Below are 20,235 nucleotides of genomic sequence, written 5' to 3' on the forward strand. Positions count from 1 at the left end.
TTCCGTTACTGCAAATGCGCCAGATAATGCGCGACTGCCGTGATTTCCTCATCGCTCATCGCGTAGGCGACATCGGCCATCGCGGCGACGCCGCCGCCGACGCGCTGGCCGGCCTTGTAGTCGTGCAGCGCCTTGACGAGATATTCTTCGCGCTGGCCGGCGAGGCGCGCCACCGCTTTGGTGCCGGCGAAGCTATCGGTATGGCATGATGCACAGCGGCGGCCGGTCGCCACTTGTGCGCCTTTCTTCGACAGGTCCGGGTCCTTGTCCTCGGATCCCTTCGGCGGAGCGAGCTGCGAAAAGTAAGCCCCCAGATTGCGGATGTCCTCGTTGCCGATCTCCTCGACGATCGGCTGCATCTGGTCGTTCTTGCGCGAGCCGGCGCGGAAGAACACGAGCTGCCATTGCAGAAACTGATCCGGCTGACCGGCCAGCGAGGGGATGTTCTCGGTTTGCGAGATGCCGTTCTCGCCGTGACAGCCGGAGCAGACCTCCGCCTTGGCCTTGCCGGCGGCAACATCGGCAGCGTTTGCATCGAGAGCGCCGAGCGTGAGGAGCGCAAACGCGCTGATTGCGTGCGAGACGAAGTTCCGGCGCATGATGGGAATTCCGATCTGACAGACTCGTCATTGCGGGGCGCGACGAAGTCGCGGACCCGAAACCCATAACCCGAATCGTGGTGATGTGTTCCGGGCTTGCGTGCAAGCGCGCGCAATCCGGAGCGACGGTGATTCCACGAAAAAGGCTGCGGCCGTCACCGGTCGCAGCCTCTGTTTTCTTCCGTGCGCTACTTCTTGCTGTAGCTGATGCGGTAGATCGCGCCGGCCCAGTCGTCGGCGACGAGGATCGAGCCGTCCTTGGCGAGGATGATGTCGTTGGGACGGCCGAGATAGCCCTGGTCACCCTCGATCCAGCCGGAGGCGAACACCTCTTTCTTGGCGTTCTTGCCGTCGGGCCCGACGATCACGCGCGTGATGTTGCCACCCTGGTACTTGTGACGATTCCAGGAGCCGTGCTCGGCGATCAGGATGTTGTTCTTGTACTCGGCGGGGAATTGATCGCCGGTATAGAACTTCATGCCGAGCGGAGCGACATGCGCGCCGAGATTCAGCACGGGCGGCGTGAACTCGGAGCACTTGTGGCCCATCGCGAACTTCGTATCCAGCAGGTCGCCCTGGTGGCAGTAGGGATAGCCGAAATGCTCGCCGATCTTCGAGATCATGTTCAGCTTGTCTGAGGGCAGATCGTCGCTGATCCAGTCGCGCGCATTCTCGGTGAACCAGTATTTGCCGCTGCGCGGATCGACGTCGCCGCCGACCGAGTTGCGAACGCCGAGCGCATAGATTTCCGCGTTACCGGTCTTGGGATCGACGCGGCGGATCTGCGACACGCTGGTCGGGGGAACACCGATGTTGAAGGGCGGTCCGAACGGCAGATAGAACCAGCCTTCCTTGTCGACCGCGATGTACTTCCAGCCATGCGCGGCATAGGAGGGCATGTCGTCATAAACGACCTTGCCGTCGCCGAGCTTGTCCAGATTGGCCTCGGCGTTGTCGTAGCGGATCAGCTTGTCGACCGCGATGACGTAGAGCGCGCCGTCCTTGAAGGCCAGACCCGTGGGCATGTTCAGGCCCTTGAGGATGGTCTTGACCTCTTTCTTCCCGCCATTGTCCTTGATGGCATAGACGTTGCCGAGGCCGAACGAGCCGACGAACAGCGTGCCCTTGTCACCCCAGGCCATCTGCCGCGCGGCGAGCACGCCGGATGCATAGACCTCGATCTTGAAGCCGGCCGGCAGCTTGATCTTCTTCATCATCGCCGCGAGCTCGGCGTCCGAGGCGCCGGTCGGCGGACCCGACGGCGGCGCGAGGCCCTTCTGCGCCTCGGTCTCGTCACCGAGGAACCAGTCATCCGGCGGATGCGTCCAGAATTCCTTGGTGCCAGACTCGTATTTCTTCAGCGGTTTGCTTTTGTCCTGCGCATTGACAACGCTGGTCCCGGCAAGAAGGGCAACCGCTGCAAGCGCCAACACGGATCGATGGAACATCGATGTCATCGCGTCACTCCCCTATGGCAGCCGTCAGGGCTGCACGTTATTTTGTTTTGGCTAGTCGAGAGGCGAAGTTTGGAGTCTGCCGAGAGGCAGACGCAAAAATGTTAGCACATCCGCGGGCGCTGAGAAGCGCGTCGCGTGCACTGCGGTTGCGCTCAATAAAAATTGAGACGGATTTTCTCTCGGCATGAGCACGGCCGCGACAACGATCTCGCTGCAACGCGGAATCAACATGGCGCGTGGCTGATTTTCAGGCAGCCGAAGGGGCGGTCGCACAAAAATCGCGAAAACAACCCCATGCACAGTAGAACGGCAAGGACCGTGTTGCGCCCGGTGACAGCGCGCAGACATTTGATGCATCGAGCAAAAACAACAAAAGCGGCGCTTACGAGGCGACGGGGTACGGCCCGTCGTCGAACACCGCACCATGATAGCCCTTCGACCCGACCTCGCGCGCCAGCGTGCTGCGAAAATCGCGGCCATCGCGGAGGCTGTGCAGCACGTGCGCGAAGTCGAATTCGGGCCGCCAGCCCAATTCGCGCCGCGCACGGTCGTTGACATAGACGCGGTCGATCTGCGGAAACAGGCGCCAGCCGCGCGTGACGTAGAGCTCCTCGCAATCCGGATAGAGCGCGCGCACCACGCTTGCCGCGTCGCGCGCCAGCGCCGCGAGATGGCGCGGCTCGAACGGGCTCGTGGCCGAGACGATGTAGCGGGCGAAGCCGATATCGGGCGCGCGCTCGACGGCGAGCAGATGGGCGCTCACCGCATCCGCGATATCCAGCCGGCGATAGAGCAGCTCGTTGGCCTGCGCGTTGTCCAGCGGGTAGGCCGCGCGCATCGCGGGGTCGTCATCGTCCTCCGGAAAGAAGCGCGAGGTCCGCAAGACCACGGCCGGCAGACCGCGCTCGCGAAAGAACAGCTCGCAGAGCGTCTCCGCCATCAGCTTGGTCGTGCCGTAGATGTTCTTCGGCACCGGCGGCAGGTCCTCGGTGACCCACACCGCGGCCCGTCCCGCCTCCGGCCGAAGCTGCGAGCCGAACGCGCTGGTGGTGCTGGTGAAGACAAAGCTGCGCACGCCGGCGGCCACCGCCGCCTCGAGCAGATTGAGCGTGCCGGTGACGTTGGTGTCGATAAAATCCTGCTTGGTGTGAGTCGCCACATGCGGCTTGTGCAGCGTCGCGGTGTGGATCACGGCAGTGACGCCGTCCATCTGGCGCCGCACGAAATCCGGATCGGCGATCGAGCCGACGGCATCGGTGAAGGGCGAGGGCTTCCGATCGACACCGCGCACAGCTGAACCGCGCCCGCCGAGCGTGCGGAGAATGGCCTCCCCAAGGTGGCCGGCGCTGCCAGTGACCAGAATTGTCATTGCAAACCCGATACAGCCGCCAGCGGCGTGGACAACCACGGCCTGACCCGGTTTGGCTGGATGCTTGGGAGAAAATTGGAGCGGGCGAAGGGGCTCGAACCCTCGACCCCGACCTTGGCAAGGTCGTGCTCTACCACTGAGCTACACCCGCATCCTGTGTCGGTCGCATGACTGCGCCGGCAACGGCTGTCGTATGCCAAAAGCGGGAGGGGAATGCAACAGCTACCGGCGGCATAGATTGGTATCTTGGAGCCTATATGGACCCCGAAAGCGGCCGAATCGACCAAAAATACCCCGGAACCGCCGAATCGGCTCCGACGGATTGAAATTCGGCCGTCCCGGCCCAATTTAGGACCCGACAGCGAAGCATATGCATTGGCGACGTGCTAAAGACCCGCCATTCCAGACATCAGACGAGGGGATTCCGTGACGATCATCGACCAGGGTAACGGCGCGGCGGGCCCGGCTGCGGCCGATCTGATCAAGGACACCACCACCCAGACCTTCGTGAAGGACGTCATCGAGGAATCGAAGCGCCAGCCGGTGCTGATCGACTTCTGGGCGGAGTGGTGCGGGCCCTGCAAGCAGCTCACGCCCGTGCTGGAAAAGGCGGTCAGGGCGGCGAAAGGCAAGGTCAAGCTGGTCAAGATGAACATCGACCAGCATCCGGCGATCCCGGGCCAGATGGGCATCCAGTCGATCCCGGCCGTGATCGCCTTCGTTAACGGCCAGCCAGCCGACGGCTTCATGGGCGCGGTGCCGGAGAGCCAGCTCAACGCCTTCATCGAAAAGCTGACCAAGGGCGTGACGGCGCCGGGCGAGCCGAATATCGCCGAGATCCTGCAAGAGGCCGAGGCGGTGCTCGCCGAGGGCGATGCCGCCGCCGCGGCGCAGATCTATGCCGAGGTGCTCTCGCACGATTCGACCAACATCGCGGCGCTCGCGGGCCTCGCCAAGTGCTACGCCGTCTCCGGCGCGATGGAGCAGGCCAAGCAGACGCTGGCCATGGTGCCGGAATCCAAGCGCAACGACCCCGCGGTGAAGGCGGTGCAGACCGCGATCGACCTCGCCGAGCAGGCGGAGCAGCTCGGACCGGTGGCGGAGCTGGAACAGAAAGTCGCCGCAAACCCGCTCGATCATCAGGCACGATTCGATCTCGCGACGGCGCTGAACGCGCAAGGCAACCGGGCTGCGGCCACCGAGCAACTGCTCGCGATCATCAAGCGCGACCGCAAATGGAACGATGACGGCGCCCGCAAGCAGCTGGTGCAGTTCTTCGAGGCCTGGGGCGGCACGGATGATGCAACCGTCGAGGGACGCAAGCGCTTGTCGACGATCCTGTTTTCGTGAGGATGAGGCACTAACACCGGCAGCGGGGACCAGATGCCGATCAACATCGAATATCGCGGGCCCGCCGACCTCCCGGAAATCATTCCGGTGTTTCCGCTGCCGGGCGCGCTCCTGCTGCCGCGCGGCCAGATGCCGCTCAACATCTTCGAGCCGCGCTACCTCGCGATGGTCGATGACTCGTTCCGCGACGGCCATCGCCTGATCGGCATGATCCAGCCTGACATCGCCCATTCGCCGAAAAATTCCGACAGGCCGGCGTTGTTCCGCGTCGGCTGCGTCGGCCGCATCACCCAGCTCGCCGAATCCGGCGACGGCCGTTACATCCTCGAGCTCACCGGCGTCTCGCGCTTCAGGATCGTCGAGGAGCTGGAGGTGCTCACCGCCTACCGGCAATGCAAGGTCGATTTCTTCGCTTACGTCGACGACTTCACCGCGCGGATGGGCGAGGACGAGGTCGATCGCGAGGCGCTGCTCGCTGTGCTCGCGGACTTCCTGAAGGCCAACAATCTCAAGGTCGACTGGGAGGGCGTCGAGAGCGCGCCCAACGAGGCGCTCGTCAACGCGCTGGCAATGATGTCGCCCTATGGCCCCGCGGAAAAGCAGGCCATGCTGGAGGCCCTGGATCTCAAGACCCGCGCCGAGATCCTGATCGCGGTGACCGAGATGGACCTCGCCAAGAAACGCACCAGCGGCGATCCGCCGTTGCAGTGATACCAAGCTCCGTCATGCCCGGGCTTGTCCCGGGCATCCACGTCTTCGGCGCACAAGAACGTGGATGGCCGGGACAAGCTCGGCCATGACGAGGAGAGAGTGTTGCGTCGAAAACTCTACTGATGATGCCGGATGCGTTTGCGTCCGGTGATCATCGCGCGGATCAGGTTCTCGCGCTGGAGCAGCCCCATCAGCACCACGCCCAACACGTGCAGCACGACCAGCACGATGACGGCGTCCGATGCGACGGCGTGGGTGTCCTCGATCCACCAGACGCCGAAGAAGGTCACCGTCACCGACAGCGCACCCGTGATCGCCGAGACGGCGAGCGACAACAGCAGCGCCACCAGCATCAACGTGCCGGCCGGATTGAGCCCGATATAGCGGCCGGTCATGCCGCGGCGCAGGTTCAGGAGATAGCGTGGCGCGGCGCGAAGCCTGACGCCGACCATGCGGAAGCGCGAATAGCGGCTTCCCCAAAAACCCCAGACGAGGCGGAATGCAAGGAGCCCGAGCACCGCATAGCCGACGATGCGGTGAAGTCTGTCATAGACGGTGGGCGTGAACCACGCGGCCAGAACGCTGGCCGCGAGAGCCCAGTGCCAGAGCCGTAGCGGGAGGTCCCAAACTGCGATCGTCCGCGATGCGGTTCGATCCGCGGGGGCCCTGTCGGACGCCCCCCGCGCTTCTGGCACCGCTTCTTCGATCAAGCCGGGACCGCCCTCAAACTTGGCTCTGCGCCGGCTACTTGGCGATCGTGTGCTTCAGGCTGAGATCTTCCGGGCTGTAGAACAGCTCGTAGAGCTTGCCCTCCTTGACGCCGTAGACCTCATAGCACGAGCCTTCGATCTTGGAGCGCCGCACTTCGTAGCCCAGCGCCTTGGCCTTGGCTTCGGCTTCGCTCGCCGGCTTCCACGACGCCTTGTCGAGCTTGGTGCAGTCCTTGAAGCCATCGGCCATGGCGGCCGATCCCGCGCCAATCCCGATCGTCAGTGCAATGGCAACAACACGAATAACCTTCACGAACGTCTCCTCCTCTGTCGTGAGCGCTGCGCGGGAAGCCGCGAAGCGGGACCGAAGGAAGCAAAGCACATGATGAAGTCAATCCGCTTCGATGCCGGTTCGCTTTAGAGTTATTCTAACGATCCGAAAAAGATCAGCGCTCTCCGCATGCAGCACGCATTTGAACGGCCGCTGCGGCCTTACGCCTCACGGGCCGGAAGCGCGACGCCGGCCGGGCCGGTCATCCAGGGCCGCACGTCGCGCAGCGGGACAGTTGCGTTGCAGCCAATCCGCCCAGGAGAGTCGTCCGCGAACACCTTGGCTGAGGACGAAGCCCATGCCACGCGCCTTCGCGTCCGAAAGATTCATCGGCAGGATTTTTCGATGCAGCCCCCGGGCGTCCTGATACCGGCGAGCCAGCGCGACAAGCGCGAGATCTTCGGGACCGCCTATCTCTGCGCGCTCGCCACGCATCCCGTCGAAGGCGCAGGCCACGACGTGGTCGGCGACGTCAGACGTATCGACGGGATTGAGCAGCGTCGTCGGCGCCGGCCACACCGGAAGCCAGGCGAAGCCCGCGAGCAGCCTGTCGAGCAGATAGTAGAACGGCGTTGCGCGAACCACCGACCAGGACAGAGCCGACGCACGCACCAGCCGTTCGCCGGCAAGCTTGACCCGCGCGTAGGGCAGGGTGGCCTCATCGAGCCCGACGATCGAGACGTGGAGGAAGTGCCGCACCCTGGCCTGCCCGCAGCATGACAGCAGCCGCGCGGTGCCCTCGACGTCCACGGCGGAGGGCGACGTGAAGAAATCCGTCGGGCGAATGCCGCCGCGCCGCGCGATCGGCGAACAGGTCGCCGCGTTGATGACGGTATCGACGTCATCGAGCGCGTCCGGCAACCCTGCACCCGTCGTGAGATCGCCGGTCGCCCATTCGACGTCCGATCGCGTGCCCGGCGATCGCGCGAACACCCGGACGTGACGTCCGTCGTGAACGAGACGATCGACGATATCCCGGCCAAGATGGCCTGTGCCCCCGGTGACGAGTGTGAGAGCCATGCCTGAAGCTCCATCGGTAACGGCCCGCCGTTCGTCCTGGCGAGCAGGTGATCGTGGCGAGGCTCAATAGCCCGCAACCGCCAGCGCGACGACCGCGCTGAGCGCCATCCAGCCGAAATGCCGGCCGCGCGTGGCCCAGGCATTGGCGAAGGCCGCGAAGCCGAACACGCACGCCATGGTGACGACGATCCAGTGGCGCGCCGGCTCCGATGCCATCCAGGGCGTTGCGAGCAGGAGAACGCCGCCGCCGATCCAGGCGACGGTCGAGGTTTGCCAGACCAGGCGGATCAGGGTGCGCAGCCGCTCCGGCTCGATATGGGCGCGGGCGAAGACTTTGGTCTCGCCGAGAATGCCGTGGATGGCGGCAACGGCGATGGTGGCGAGGCCGGCGCATTGGAGCAGAAGATCGCGCATCACCGAGTCTCCATACAGTTGTGTATGGAGGAGATAGGCGCTGGCCTGCCGCTTGTCAATACAGTACTGTATGGCCTGATTCCGGAACCCGACATGACCGAGCAGCTCTCCGCAGACGACTGGACCAGACAGGGCCTGAAGGCGCTCGCGAAAAACGGCTTTACCGCGCTGAAGGCCGACCCGCTGGCGAAGGCCATGGGCGTCTCGCGCGGCAGCTTCTATTGGCATTTCGCCGATCTCGGCGCGTTCCACGCCGCGGTTCTGAAGCGCTGGCGCGAGATCGCGGCGGAGCAGATCATCGCCGATGTCGAAGCCACCAGCGACGAGCCGCTCAAGGCCCTGCTGCGCAGGTCCTTCGGCGCGCGACTCGACCTGGAGCGCGCGGTGCGCAACTGGGCGGCATTCGATGCCGCCGCGCAAGGCGCGGTCCGCGCGATCGACCGCCGCAGGATCGACTATATCGAGCAGCTCCTGGACAAGCGCGCGCTCGCGCCGGCGACAGCGCAGGCCCGCGCGCAGATCCTCTATTGGACGTTTCTCGGCTTCGCCCTGTCGGGCACGCCGGTGCCGGCGGCACGGCTCCAGGGCCTGCTCGACGAGATCCTGCAAATGGTCTCAGCTTAGATTTTATTTTGACACGGTTTCTTGACGCGAACCGGTGCCACCTCGCTCGAAAACGCTTCTGCCAACCCGATGGGCGGCCGCGAGTTTCTGTGCTAGAGGCAGCCGATCGCCGGAGACCACGATGAACGCGCCCACCGAACGCCCCGAGACCAGTGTCGATCCCAAATTGCTGGAGATTCTGGTCTGCCCGCTGACCAAGGGTCCGCTGGAGTTCGATTCCGCCAAGCAGGAACTGATCTCGCGCAGCGCCAAGCTGGCTTATCCGATCCGCGACGGCATTCCGATCATGCTGCCGGAAGAGGCGCGGAAGATCGATTGAGGCGGTCGCCGTTGCTGCGCGATAACCGCGCAACAACTTCGACGTCGTCCCGGCCTAGTGCGCAATTGCGCACGGGGGCCGGGACCCATAACCACAGGGAGTGGTTATGGCGCGAAGCTGGTAACCCGGAGTCTTCGCAAAACTCTTGCTGCGGCGTATGGGTCCCGGATCTGCGCGCGCTTGGGGCGCGCTTGTCCGGGACGACGAGCGGAGTTTAGAGCGGCGACATTTTCCTACAACGCCTCGCCCTTCAACAACCGCGGCACCTCGCCGGTGAGTCCGGCGGCCTGGCGGATGAACAGATTCTTCAGCGGCGGGGCGCGGTCGACGAGGCCGAGGCCGATGTCGCGCACCGTGCGCAGCAACGTCGACTGGTTGGAGAACAGGAAGTTGAGCGAGTTGGTGGCAACGCCCATCGCCATGGTGTCGAAGCGGCGCCAGCGCTGATAGCGTTCGAGCACGTCAGCGCCGCCGAGATCCATGCCGAGCCGCGCGGCATCGACGACGACCTCGGCCAATGCTGCGACGTCCTTCAGCCCCATGTTGAGGCCCTGGCCCGCAATGGGGTGAATGACATGGGCGGCATCGCCGACCAGCGCGAGGCGCTCGGCGATGAAGGAGCGCGCCACGAAATAGGACAGCGGAAACGCGCGCGGCTTGTCGAGCGCCTTGACCTCACCGAGATGCAGGCCAAATCGCTGCTCGAGCTCGCTGTGAAACTCGTCGTCACTGAGCGCGATGATGCGCGCGGCCTCGGCGCGGCGCTCCGTCCACACCAGCGAGGAGCGCTTGCCCGAGAGCGGCAGGATCGCGAAGGGGCCTGCGGGCAGGAAGTGCTCTTCGGCGCGGCCTTCGTGATCACGCTCGTGGCCGACGGTGACGACGATGCCGGACTGGTCGTACTCCCAGCCATGGGTGGCGATGCCGGCGCGCTCGCGCAGTTTTGACCGCGCGCCGTCGGCGGCGACCAAGAGGCTCGCCGCGATCACGCTGCCGTCGCCGAGCGTCACGTCGATGCCTTCTGCGCGCGCGTCGTAGGACGCAACCGTGGTGGCGCGCAGATCAATGCCCTCGGCCTCGGCGCGCACGACCAGCGCATCGATCAGGCGGCGGTTCTCGACCATGTGGGCAAAGGGCTCGCCCGGCGCGACATCGCCGGCGAAGTTCAGGAACACCGGACGCGTGGCGTCTTCCAGCTTGGAATCGGTGACGACCATGTCGAGGATCGGCTGGGCCTCGGCCCTGACGTCGTCCCAGGCGCCGATCGCCTCGAACAGGCGGCGACAGGCGGCCACGATCGCGGTGGCGCGCGGGTCCCGGCTCGGCCTCGTGCCGAGCGCGGGGTCGGCGACGATGACGGGAATCTCCGGCCCGAGCCCCTGGCGAAGCGCCAACGCCAGTGCCAGGCCCGCAAACGCGCCGCCGCCAATGACAATGCTACCCTGTACCGACATACCAACTTTCCCGGCCAACTCTTGGTCTTGCTAGCAGACTTGAGGTGGGCGAAACAGTGCGGTGAAACAAGGGCGGAGGCCCCCATTGTGTCATTCCGGAGCATTCCCCGGAAGGACGGCAAGAAAGTTCACCGATGTCCAAGAGCCTGTTCGACCTCATATCGATCCTCGACCTCGAACAGCTCGAGGTGAACCTGTTCCGCGGCAACAGCCCGAAGACGGACTGGCAGCGGGTGTTCGGCGGCCAAGTGATCGGGCAGGCGATGGTCGCGGCCTGCCGCACCGTCGAGGGGCGCCTGCCGCATTCGCTGCATTGCTATTTCATCCTGCCGGGTGACCCCAAGGTTCCGATCATCTACCAGGTCGAACGGCTGCGCGACGGCAAGAGCTATTCGACCCGCCGCGTCACCGCGATCCAGCATGGCAACGCGATCTTCTCGATCATGGTCTCGTTCCATGCCGAGGAAGCGAGCGCCTTCGATCACCAGGACAAGATGCCTGACGTGCCGCCGCCGGAAAAGCTGACCGCGGAGGAGGTTGCAAAGCAGCCGCTGTTCAAGGAGATGCCGGAGTTCATCCGCCGCTACTATGAAATGGATCGTCCGATCGAACTGCGTCCGGTCGAGATCGGCCGCTATTTCGGTCAGAAGGTCGACGACGGGCGCATCAACATCTGGATCCGCACCGCCGCAAAGCTTCCCGACGATCCCGCGCTGCATCTGTGCGCGCTCGCTTATGCGTCGGACTTCTCGCTGCTCGACGCCATCATGGCGCGCTACGGCCGCACACTGTTCGACAAGCGCATGATGCCGGCGAGCCTCGATCACGCGATGTGGTTCCACCGCCCGTTCCGCGCCGACGAATGGCTGCTCTACGCGCAGGATTCGCCGAGCGCGCAAGGCGGCCGCGGCTTGAGCCGCGGGCTGATCTTCAAACCCGACGGCACGCTGGTGGCGTCTGTCGCGCAGGAAGGCTCGGTGCGCGAGCGCAAAGCCTAGCCGCGACAGGCCGTCAGCCGCCCTGCAGACCCGTCGCCTTGATCACCGGTCCCCATTTGAGGCGCTCCTGCGTCTCGAAGCGGGCGAGGTCCGTCGGCGTGCCGCCGGCCGGATCAAATCCCAGCTCCTGCAGCCGCTTCCGCGTCTCGGGCAGGGCCAGCGCCTTGGCGAACTCGCCGTTCAGGAGCTCGATGACGGCCGGCGGCGTGTCGCGCGGCGCGTAAAAGGCATTCCATCCCGCCATCTCGAAATCAGGCACGCCCTGCTCGGCGATGGGCTTGACGCCCGGCAAAAGTTCGCTCGGCTTCAGCACGGTGATGCCGAGCGCCTTCAGCTTGCCGTCGGCGATCTGGCTGCGCACCGCCGTGACCGTGTCGATGAGCAGCGGCACCTGCCCGCCAAGCACGTCGGTCATCGCCGTTGCCGATCCCTTGTAGGGAACGCCGAACACCGGCGCGCCGGTCGTCTCCTTGAGAAACTCGAAGATGACACGCGCCGTCGTGCTCGGCAGGGCAATGTCGATCCGGTCGGGCTTCGCCTTGGCGGCGGCGATCAGATCGGCGACATTATTGCCGGCGAACGACGGGCTGGCCGAGATCACCAGCGGCAGCTTGCCCACCAGGATGATCGGGGCAAAATCCTTCTCCGGCGCAAAGCCCAGCGAGGGGTACATGAACTCGTTCATGGTCTGGGTGGCGTTGGTGCCCATCAGCAGCGTATAGCCGTCGGGGTCCGAATGCGCCGCCTGCTCGGTCCCGATATTGCCGCCGGCACCGGGCTTGTTCTCGACATAGAAGCGCTGGCCCAGCGTCCGCGACAGATGGTCGGCGAGGTATCGCGCCACGACGTCGGTGCCCTGGCCCGCCTGATAGGGAACGATGATCCTCACGGGCCTCGTCGGATAGGTTTGCGCAAGGCTCGCGCAACTCCATAGCAGGGCCAGCAATCCCACGGCCCATCTCGCGGATCTCAGCATGATCGTTTCCTCTCGTTATATTTTGTCTTGATTGTCTTCTTGTTGGGTAGCCTTCTTATCGTTGTGCGGTGTCCTTCCCTGGTGGCGCGACCACTCCGGCTTCGATCAGGCCATCGATCATCGCCTCGTCAAAACCGGCATCCACCAGAATTTCGCGGGCATGTTCACCAAAGCGGGGCGGCCGACGCGCAGCGCTGCCGGGCGTCTGTGCGAGCTTGACGGGAATGCCGGGCGCGCGATGGCCCTCGCTTTCGACCAGCATCTCGCGGTGAGCGACATGGGGTTGCGCGAACGCCTGCTGCACGGTGTTGACCGCACCTGCGGGAACGCCGACCTGCATCAGCTCGCGGCAAAGCGCCTCCGACTTGAAGCCGGCCAGCGTGCGCTCCAGCTCGCTGCGAAGCGCTGCGACGTGACGGAGCCGATCGGCGTTGGTCCGAAAACGCGGATCGTCCAGCAAATCGCCGCGTTTCACCTTCTGGCAGAAGCGGCGGAACTGGCCGTCATTGAGGATGCCGAGAAAGATCTCGCCGTCGGCCGCCGCGAACTTGTCATAGGGCGCGATGTTGGGATGGGCGCTGCCGAGCCGGCCGGGCACAGTCCCTGAGCAGATCCAGTTCGCCGCATGCGGCACCAGCAGGCCGAGTGCGGTGTCGAACAGCGTCACCTCGACGCGCTGCCCCTGTCCGGTCCGTTCGCGCGCCGCGAGCGCGAGCAAGACGCCCGTGAGCGCATTGTAGCCGGTGACGTAGTCGACGATGGGCACACCGACGCGCGTGGGACCTGCGTCCTGGGTGCCGTTGATGCTCATCAGGCCGCACATGGCCTGGAGCACCGCATCGTAGCCGGGCAGGCCGCCGAGCGGCCCGTCGGCGCCGAAGCCCGAGATGGCGCAGTAGATCAAGCGCGGAAAACGCGCGGACAAATCGGCCTCGTAGCCGAGCCCCCAGCGCTCCATCGTGCCAGGCAGGAAATTCTCCACCAGCACGTCGGCATCCTTCAACAGCGCCTCGAGCACCGCGCGCCCCTCGGCACGCGACAGGTCGAGCGCCATACCGCGCTTGCCGCGATTGACGGCGCCGAAATACGCCGCCTGTCCCGCCGCATCGAAGGGCGGTCCGAGACCACGGGTCTCGTCGCCCGACGGCGGCTCGATCTTGACGATCTCGGCGCCATGATCGGCCAGCATCTGCGTGCACAGCGGCCCCGCCAGCACGCGCGACAGATCAACGACCTTGAGGCCGGTCACCGCGCCGCGCGTGAGATCAGGTGTGGGCATGCTCATCGGCCCGGTTGGTCGTTGTCAGGTCCGGCTTGGCAATTCGACGATGCCGGTTCCGAGCACGGAGAGCTCGTCGTCCTGGTTGCGCGCTTCCTGTTCGATCTCGACGAGATGCCGGCCGTTCTCGATGAACTTGCGCTTCACCTTGCCCTTGATGAACAGGATGTCGCCCTCGGGATTGTGGCGGCGGATCTTGCAGGTGGCGCGGCGCAGGAAACCGTCATCGCCCATCCAGTTGGTGAGGTGGTGGGTGAGCCAGGAGCAGCGCTCCGGACCGTAATCATAGGCGCCAGGCGCGCCGACCTCGAGCGCGAATTCCTCTTCCCAGTGCACGCGCTCCGGACAGTCGGGGATGCCGAAGCGGTTCGGAATGCCGAGGCCGCGATGGGCGTCCTGCAGCTTCCAGGCAAGCTTGTTGGCGCGGATGTAGAGACCGCCCCAGCCCTGGGCATAGGCGATGAAACCGGTCACCGTCATCGGGCCCTTCAGCATCACCGGCAGCGGCTCGCCCTCGGTGACGTCCTGCCAGTAGCGCTTGCGCGAACCCTGAATCCGCTCGTCGGCGTAGTGCTTGTAGGCCGCGGCGAGTTCCTCCTCGCTGTAGCGGCGCGGCGCGCGGGCCTTGACCTCCTTGTACTTGGTGCCCTGGTCACGCGCGTGGTCGCGCTCGGTGCGGAAGCACCAGCTGTCCGCCTCTGCGACGAGGTCGCCCTGCTGGTTGAAGAAGTCGACGTGATAGGTCTGCTGGATCGCGCGACCGGCAAAGCGGGTCTGATGCTCGACGAGATCCTTCAGCTTCGCTTCGGTCGAAATCACGTCGTTGCGCCTGACCGCCTTGTGCCAGGTCCAGTCCGCGCCCGACCACATGGCGTGGACGCCGGGCATCCCGCCGACATAGCCCGACACGATGCGGCTGGTGCTGAACAGAAAGCTCGGCAGCGCGATGATGCCGCCGTAAGCGGACTTGGCGGCGTAGTCGGGATCGCACCAGAGCGGATTGTCGTCGCCGATACCGTGCGCGTAGTGACGGATGTTGTCGCGCGTCGCCTCGTAGCACCAGGGTTCGGCGGTGACGCCGATCGCGACGCCGATGCGCTTGCGCAGATCGTCGAGGCCTTCTTCGGTGATCTTCGGAAATCTGGTTTCGGTCTTGTCCAGCATGTGACGTTCCTTCCTTTTGCTCTAATTCGTGGCTTCTGATTGTTTGACGGCCTGCTCGCGGTCGCGCAGCACCTTGCGGTTGACCTTGCCGGCCGGCGTCTTGGGCAACTCCGTGACGAAGCTGACGAGACGCGGATATTCGTGGTGGCTGAGACGCTGGCGCACGACGTCCTGGATCTCGTGCTCGAAGGACGCATCGCCCGGCCGGTCGGTGACAACGAAGGCCTTGACCACCTGCCCACGCAAGGGGTCGGGGACGCCGATGGCTGCGGCCTCGCGCACCTGCGGATGCTTCAGGATCGCATCCTCGATCTCGACCGCGCTCATGGTCCAGCCGGCGGAGATGATGACGTCATCGGCCCGGCCACCGTGATGGAAATAGCCGTCCTCGTCGATGCGCCCGAGGTCCTTGGTCGCGATCCACTCGCCGCGGCGCCAGACCTTCAGCTCGCCGGTCACGCCGGGCGCGCAGGGCTTGCCTTCGGCGTCCTGCACCTCGACGCGGCCACCGGGGATCGGCTTGCCGAGCGAGCCCGGCTTGACGGTGAAATCGCGCGCGCCGGGATAGCTCACCAGGATCACGCCGATCTCGGTGGTGCCGTACATGCTGCACACCTGATGGCCGAAGGTTTCGCTGATGAAGGTCGCCGTCTCGCTGTCGATCGGCTCGCCGGTGAACGACATTTTTTCGAGTGAATAGCGGTAGCGCTGTGCGGCGCCGGAGTTGCGCATCATGCGATAATGCGTGGCGGCCGCGGAGATGTTGGTGAAGCGATGCTGTTCGAGCGCGGCCAGCAGCCGCTCCGGATTGAACTTGCCGGCATAGGCCCCGATGGTGATGCCGAGCGCCAGCGGCGCCAGCGTGCCGTGCCAGAGCCCGTGTCCCCAGGCCGGCGATGACGGGCAGATGAACCGATCGCCCGGGCGCAGACCGGTGCCGTACAATGCTGCGACCATCAACGTGACGATCGAGCGATGCGTGTGCTTGACCGCTTCGGGCAATTCGCGCGTCGTGCCCGACGTATATTGAAACAGGGCCATCGCATCGGCCGCCGTATCCGGGGTGAAGTGCGGCGCGAAGCGTTGCAGCCCGTCCAGGAACGCATCATCGGCGACCACGACCTCGGTGCCGATCCCGGCGAGAAGCGGCGCCTTCTCGGCGTTGGTCACGATCAGCCGCGGCTTGCAGTCGTCGACGCGCAGCTTGACGCCGTCGGGTCCGAACAGCGTGAACAGCGGCACGGCGATGGCGCCGGCCTTCATGGTGCCGAACACTGTCACGTAGAAGGCGCGCGAAGGCTCGAGCATGATCGCAACACGATCGCCGGCCCCGATGCCTCTGCTCACCAGATCATGCGCGAAGCGGGAAGAAGCTTCGGCGAGCTCGGTAAAGCTGAGTACCTCGTCCGGCCCGTCCGCGCGGATGACGATCACGGCAGGGTTGGAGCGGCCGGCGTGCCGGTCGATGCATTCATGCGCGATGTTCAGCTGCGCGCGGGTCCCGTCGAACAATTCCCAGAGCTTCTCGGGGGAGAAGATCGTCTGTGCGGCCGCGTAGCTTGTGTAGTCGGTCAGCTTGGTCATGGCCAGCAAGATACCGACGGCGCGCTAATTGTCAAATAGCACTATCAATTGTATATAGACAATTAAACACGAGCCGCAGCGGAGCCGGCCTTGCGGGCGTGGCGGGCGCGCAGATCAAGGCAATGCTGGCGCCGCCGCGACGCGACGGTGTTGTTGCGCTCCGGCCGCTGTTGTACCGATACGATCATGCCGAATGCCAAATCACCCCGCGTCCGTGCCGTCCCCGCGGTCACGCGCGCCGTCGCCATCCTCCGCCTGCTCAGTCGCAGTGCCACGCCGCAGAGTCTCAAGGCGATTGCGGAGAGTCTCGACCTGGTGCCGAGCACGGCGCTGCACATCGTGCGGGCGCTGCTGGCGGAAGATCTGCTGGAGGTCGATCCGCAGACCAAGCGCTATAGCCTCGGCGTCGGCATGCTGCCGCTGGCGCGCGCCGTGCTCGAGAACGCCGATTTTCCAAGCCTGATGCGGCCGAAGCTCGAGGAGATCTCGAACCGCTATGGCGTCATGGCGATCGGCGTCGAGGTGCCGGATCTGGACAACATGATCGTCGTCGCCCTGGCCCGCAGCCAGGCGCCGGTGCGGCTTCACGTCGACATCGGCAGCCGTTTTCCGGCGTTGATCAGCGCCACGGGCCGCTGCGTCGCCGCCTTCAGCGGCCAGCCGGAGAAGGAGATCGAGAAGCGTTTTCGTCTGCTGCGCTGGCACAACGCGCCGACTTACGAGACCTGGCGCAAGGAAGTCGACCAGGTGCGCAAGCAGGGGTTCAGCATCGATCGCGGCAATTACATCGCCGGCGTAACGATCGTCGCCGTGCCCGTCCTGAACGCGAAGGGAACGATCTCGCACACGATCGCGGCCGTCGGCCTCGGCAGCCAGCTCGACCGCCCAAACTCGCTGGCGCTGGCGCGCGACATGCGCGCGGTTGCGGAAGCGATCGCCCCACAGCTGGCGATTCACGCCTGAGAGATCGCGCTGCGCTCAACGAGCCTGATCGCCATAAGCGCGATAAGTCGCGCTTATGGCTTACCGGACCATGCTTAGAGCGCGCCGCGCGGAGCGAGCTCGGTCTGCGACGCGAACCAGTTCATGATCCAGCGATACACCCACGGGATCGGGATGATGAGGCTGGCCAGGATCGCGGCCACGATTCCGCGCCAGAGAATCTCGAGACCGCTGCCCTTGAAGACGATCTCGCGACGCGTGCCTTCGATGCTGCGGCAGAACCAGCGCATCTGGGCCGCGGCGACCCAGGCCCAGCCGATGATGGTGATGATCGAGATCGCGAACAGCAGATTCCAGCCGATATAGGCCCAGACCGAACCGGAGAAGCCGAGGCCGAGAGCCTGCCCATTGGAGGCGAGGTTCGCGACCATCCATTTGATCAGCAGCCAGTAGAGCACGATCTGGACGATGAAGAGCAGATTGCTCAGCAACTGGCTGCCGACGAAGCCGAGCGCGATCGCCAGAACGATGAAGCCGAAAAACCAGGGCACCAGCGTCATCGCATTGCCGGTGAAGCTGAGGTTGGGTCGCCCGGGGACCTTGACGCAGGGTACGATCCATTTCGTGTACCAGACGAACAGCCACGGCACCGGAATGACAAAGCACGAGCCGATCACGAGCGCGAGCGTGCGCCAGGTGAACTCGAGGATGCCGAAATCGACGGCGAGTGATCCGCCGCTGGCCGCGCCAGCGTAACCACCGGCGCCCATCGCCGGGGGCCCGCCGCCTGGAATCATCGGCGACGCGCCGCCGCCGACCAGGCCGGGGATCTCGGCAGCCTTCTGCCAGCCGGCCATGCCTTCGGTCCACACCAGCGTATCGGGGCGCACGACGCCTTGGGCGATCAGATCGCGGAATTGCCCTTCCGGAAAGGGCCCCTGTTGCTTGCCCTCGGATGCGTAGAACCAACTCGCCATGAAGCGTCCCCCTCGAACATACTTTTGTACCGGCCGGGACGCTTCGGTTCACCGCATCCATGCCAAAAATGCATTGTGAAGGATGAACGGCTGCCCTGTACAGAGGCGGCCGTTCACACGCCCAAACGTTTTTCCGCTTCAACCTGCAACTTTTTTATGCCATTTGCCCGGAAAGATGCCAGATTGGCGCTGCGCCGGAAACATACGGCGTGGCGCATCCCGGGGAATAGGCCTGACCATGAAACTCGTCGTCGCGATCATCAAACCCTTCAAGCTCGATGAGGTCCGCCAGGCCCTGACGGCGATCGGCGTCCACGGCATGACCGTGACCGAGGTGAAGGGCTATGGCCGCCAGAAGGGCCACACCGAGATCTATCGCGGCGCGGAATATGTCGTGAACTTCCTGCCGAAGCTGCGCATCGAGATCGCGGTCGCCTCCGACGTCGCCGAGAAGGCGGTCGCCGTGATCACCGCGACCGCGCGCACCGGGCAGATCGGCGACGGCAAGATCTTCGTCACGCCGATTGACCACGCGCTACGCATCCGCACCGGCGAAACCGACAGCGACGCGCTCTAATAAATCTTCTTCGATCGCACCGGGCAACGACGCCACAGCGTGCGACGTAATTTTCTATGCTGGGGGAAACGACATGGCGGGATTGTTGCGCCGCGCGGCTGCTATGGCTGCGCCGATCGGATTTGCGTCGGTTGTGGCATGGCCGGCGCATGCGGCGGCAAACGAGATCAACACCGCCGATACCGCCTGGATGATCGTCGCCACCGCGCTGGTGCTGATGATGACGATCCCCGGCCTCGCACTGTTCTATTCCGGCATGGTGCGCAAGAAGAACGTGCTCGCGACCATGGCGCAGAGCCTTGCCGCAGTGACGATGATCTCGATTCTCTGGGTCGCGTTCGGCTATTCGCTCTGCTTCGTCGGTGACGGCCCGTGGATCGGCACGCTCGATCGCTGGTTCCTCGCGGGCATGACGATGGACAGCGTCAACCCGGCGGCGAAGACGATCCCGGAAGCGCTGTTCATGCTGTACCAGATGACGTTTGCGATCATCACGGTGGCGCTGGTCGCGGGCTCGGTCGCCGACCGCATGCGGTTCTCCGCCTATCTCGTGTTCTCGGTCGCCTGGTTCATTTTCGTCTATATTCCGTTGGCGCATTGGGTGTGGGGCGGCGGCTTCCTCGCCAGCATGGGCGTGCTCGATTTCGCCGGCGGCCTCGTGGTTCATCTGTCGGCCGGCACCGGCGGCCTCGTCGCGGCCAAGGTGATGGGGCGCCGCCACGGCTACGGCACCGAAAATCTGTCGCCGTTCGATCTCTCGCTCGCGGTGATGGGGACCGGGCTGTTGTGGGTCGGCTGGTTCGGCTTCAACGGCGGCTCGGCCGGCGCGGCCAACTCGCGCGCGGTGCTGGCGATCATCGCAACGCATCTTGCGGCCTGCTCCGGCGCGCTGACCTGGGGCGCGATCGAGTGGTCGACCCGGCGCAAGCCCTCGGTGCTCGGCATGATCTCTGGCGCCGTGGCGGGCCTCGGCACCATCACGCCGGCCTCCGGCTTCGTCGCACCGTGGCATGGCATCGTCATCGGCATCATCGCAGGCGCAGTCTGCTACTGGGCCTGCACCTGGCTGAAGCACCGCTTCGACTATGACGATTCGCTCGACGTGTTCGGCGTTCACGGCATTGGCGGGCTGACCGGCACTCTGCTCGCCGGCGTGTTCGCCACCAGCGCGATCGGCGGCACCGCCGGCCTGATCGAGGGCCATCCGCAGCAGCTGCTGATCCAGCTCTACGGGGTCGCCGTCACCTTCGTCTGGTCGGCCGGGGTGAGTTTTGTCCTTCTCAAGCTGGTCGCCCTGTTCGTGCCCCTGCGCGTGTCCCGCGAGCATGAGCTCGAGGGGCTCGATATCTCGCAGCACGGCGAGGCGTTGCAGTAAGGGCT

At 65.0% G+C, this 20,235-nt stretch carries 21 protein-coding genes and 1 tRNA gene; 8 read left to right on the top strand and 14 right to left on the bottom strand.

The genetic code is table 11. The annotated features are described in order from the left end of the window. Positions 1-5: 5 nt before the first annotated feature. The 4 genes from AC1RUR_RS29500 to AC1RUR_RS29515 form a co-directional block, all read right to left on the bottom strand. On the bottom strand, positions 6-599 hold the full coding sequence (locus tag AC1RUR_RS29500) for a c-type cytochrome (protein WP_492850577.1): 594 nt from the start codon (positions 597-599) through the stop codon (positions 6-8). Between the two features lie 188 nt (positions 600-787). Further along, a complete protein-coding gene (locus AC1RUR_RS29505) occupies positions 788-2,056 on the bottom strand; it encodes a PQQ-dependent sugar dehydrogenase (protein ID WP_492850582.1) in 1,269 nt (422 codons plus the stop codon). A 382-nt stretch (positions 2,057-2,438) separates the two neighbouring features. Further along, the gene (locus AC1RUR_RS29510; RefSeq protein ID WP_492850584.1) at positions 2,439-3,425 is read right to left on the bottom strand and encodes an NAD-dependent epimerase/dehydratase family protein; all 987 of its coding nucleotides are present in this window, start codon (positions 3,423-3,425) and stop codon (positions 2,439-2,441) included. A gap of 76 nt (positions 3,426-3,501) precedes the next feature. Continuing rightward, positions 3,502-3,576, bottom strand: a tRNA-Gly gene (locus AC1RUR_RS29515). A gap of 275 nt (positions 3,577-3,851) precedes the next feature. On the opposite strand from AC1RUR_RS29515, the gene trxA reads away from it, so the two are divergent. Next, positions 3,852-4,775 carry a thioredoxin gene (gene trxA, locus AC1RUR_RS29520; protein ID WP_492850586.1) on the top strand — a complete coding sequence of 308 codons (924 nt, stop codon included), beginning with the start codon at positions 3,852-3,854 and terminating at the stop codon, positions 4,773-4,775. A 33-nt stretch (positions 4,776-4,808) separates the two neighbouring features. Beyond that, positions 4,809-5,486: an LON peptidase substrate-binding domain-containing protein gene (locus AC1RUR_RS29525; protein WP_492850588.1), complete on the top strand. Its 678-nt coding sequence runs from the start codon at positions 4,809-4,811 to the stop codon at positions 5,484-5,486. A gap of 116 nt (positions 5,487-5,602) precedes the next feature. On the opposite strand, the gene AC1RUR_RS29530 is transcribed toward AC1RUR_RS29525, so the two are convergent. The 4 genes from AC1RUR_RS29530 to AC1RUR_RS29545 form a co-directional block, all read right to left on the bottom strand. Then, a complete protein-coding gene (locus AC1RUR_RS29530; protein ID WP_492850590.1) occupies positions 5,603-6,196 on the bottom strand; it encodes a cytochrome b/b6 domain-containing protein in 594 nt (197 codons plus the stop codon). Between the two features lie 34 nt (positions 6,197-6,230). Beyond that, entirely contained in the window at positions 6,231-6,509 is a 279-nt protein-coding gene (locus tag AC1RUR_RS29535) for a PepSY domain-containing protein (RefSeq protein ID WP_247352511.1), read from the bottom strand. Positions 6,510-6,695: 186 nt separating this feature from the next. After that, positions 6,696-7,547 (bottom strand): SDR family oxidoreductase, encoded by an 852-nt coding sequence (locus tag AC1RUR_RS29540; RefSeq protein WP_492850593.1) that lies wholly within the window; start codon positions 7,545-7,547, stop codon positions 6,696-6,698. A gap of 63 nt (positions 7,548-7,610) precedes the next feature. Next, complete coding sequence (locus AC1RUR_RS29545) at positions 7,611-7,961, bottom strand: hypothetical protein (RefSeq protein WP_492850595.1); 351 nt, start codon at positions 7,959-7,961, stop codon at positions 7,611-7,613. Positions 7,962-8,054: 93 nt separating this feature from the next. Between AC1RUR_RS29545 and AC1RUR_RS29550 the strand changes: the two genes are divergently transcribed. Continuing rightward, complete coding sequence (locus AC1RUR_RS29550; protein WP_492850597.1) at positions 8,055-8,585, top strand: TetR/AcrR family transcriptional regulator; 531 nt, start codon at positions 8,055-8,057, stop codon at positions 8,583-8,585. Between the two features lie 121 nt (positions 8,586-8,706). Next, positions 8,707-8,904: a Trm112 family protein gene (locus tag AC1RUR_RS29555; RefSeq protein WP_011083431.1), complete on the top strand. Its 198-nt coding sequence runs from the start codon at positions 8,707-8,709 to the stop codon at positions 8,902-8,904. A gap of 233 nt (positions 8,905-9,137) precedes the next feature. Here AC1RUR_RS29555 and AC1RUR_RS29560 read toward each other — a convergent pair whose 3' ends face one another. Further along, a complete protein-coding gene (locus AC1RUR_RS29560; protein ID WP_492850599.1) occupies positions 9,138-10,358 on the bottom strand; it encodes a ubiquinone biosynthesis hydroxylase in 1,221 nt (406 codons plus the stop codon). A gap of 134 nt (positions 10,359-10,492) precedes the next feature. Here AC1RUR_RS29560 and tesB point away from each other — a divergent pair, with 134 nt between their 5' ends. Then, on the top strand, positions 10,493-11,356 hold the full coding sequence (gene tesB / locus AC1RUR_RS29565; protein WP_492850601.1) for an acyl-CoA thioesterase II: 864 nt from the start codon (positions 10,493-10,495) through the stop codon (positions 11,354-11,356). 13 nt (positions 11,357-11,369) lie between these two features. Here tesB and AC1RUR_RS29570 read toward each other — a convergent pair whose 3' ends face one another. From AC1RUR_RS29570 to AC1RUR_RS29585, 4 genes are read right to left on the bottom strand one after another with little or no spacing between them, the layout of a single operon-like run. Then, the gene (locus AC1RUR_RS29570; protein WP_492850603.1) at positions 11,370-12,332 is read right to left on the bottom strand and encodes a Bug family tripartite tricarboxylate transporter substrate binding protein; all 963 of its coding nucleotides are present in this window, start codon (positions 12,330-12,332) and stop codon (positions 11,370-11,372) included. A gap of 55 nt (positions 12,333-12,387) precedes the next feature. Beyond that, entirely contained in the window at positions 12,388-13,611 is a 1,224-nt protein-coding gene (locus tag AC1RUR_RS29575) for a CaiB/BaiF CoA transferase family protein (RefSeq protein ID WP_492850605.1), read from the bottom strand. A 24-nt stretch (positions 13,612-13,635) separates the two neighbouring features. Then, positions 13,636-14,775, bottom strand: a complete 1,140-nt coding sequence (locus AC1RUR_RS29580) for an FAS1-like dehydratase domain-containing protein (protein ID WP_492850607.1) — start codon at positions 14,773-14,775, stop codon at positions 13,636-13,638. Positions 14,776-14,796: 21 nt separating this feature from the next. Further along, positions 14,797-16,359, bottom strand: coding sequence for an acetate--CoA ligase (locus tag AC1RUR_RS29585; RefSeq protein ID WP_492850609.1), 1,563 nt, complete (start codon positions 16,357-16,359; stop codon positions 14,797-14,799). Between the two features lie 186 nt (positions 16,360-16,545). On the opposite strand from AC1RUR_RS29585, the gene AC1RUR_RS29590 reads away from it, so the two are divergent. Next, entirely contained in the window at positions 16,546-17,322 is a 777-nt protein-coding gene (locus AC1RUR_RS29590) for an IclR family transcriptional regulator (RefSeq protein WP_492850611.1), read from the top strand. Positions 17,323-17,396: 74 nt separating this feature from the next. Here the strand turns inward: AC1RUR_RS29590 and AC1RUR_RS29595 are convergent, their stop codons facing one another. Then, complete coding sequence (locus tag AC1RUR_RS29595) at positions 17,397-18,278, bottom strand: DUF4339 domain-containing protein (RefSeq protein WP_492850613.1); 882 nt, start codon at positions 18,276-18,278, stop codon at positions 17,397-17,399. Between the two features lie 238 nt (positions 18,279-18,516). On the opposite strand from AC1RUR_RS29595, the gene AC1RUR_RS29600 reads away from it, so the two are divergent. Both AC1RUR_RS29600 and AC1RUR_RS29605 read left to right on the top strand, forming a co-directional pair. Continuing rightward, positions 18,517-18,855, top strand: coding sequence for a P-II family nitrogen regulator (locus tag AC1RUR_RS29600; RefSeq protein ID WP_057752475.1), 339 nt, complete (start codon positions 18,517-18,519; stop codon positions 18,853-18,855). Between the two features lie 73 nt (positions 18,856-18,928). After that, complete coding sequence (locus tag AC1RUR_RS29605; RefSeq protein WP_492850615.1) at positions 18,929-20,230, top strand: ammonium transporter; 1,302 nt, start codon at positions 18,929-18,931, stop codon at positions 20,228-20,230. Positions 20,231-20,235 lie beyond the last annotated feature (5 nt).

It is taken from the genome of Bradyrhizobium sp. GW821-FHT12B03 (assembly GCF_058807535.1).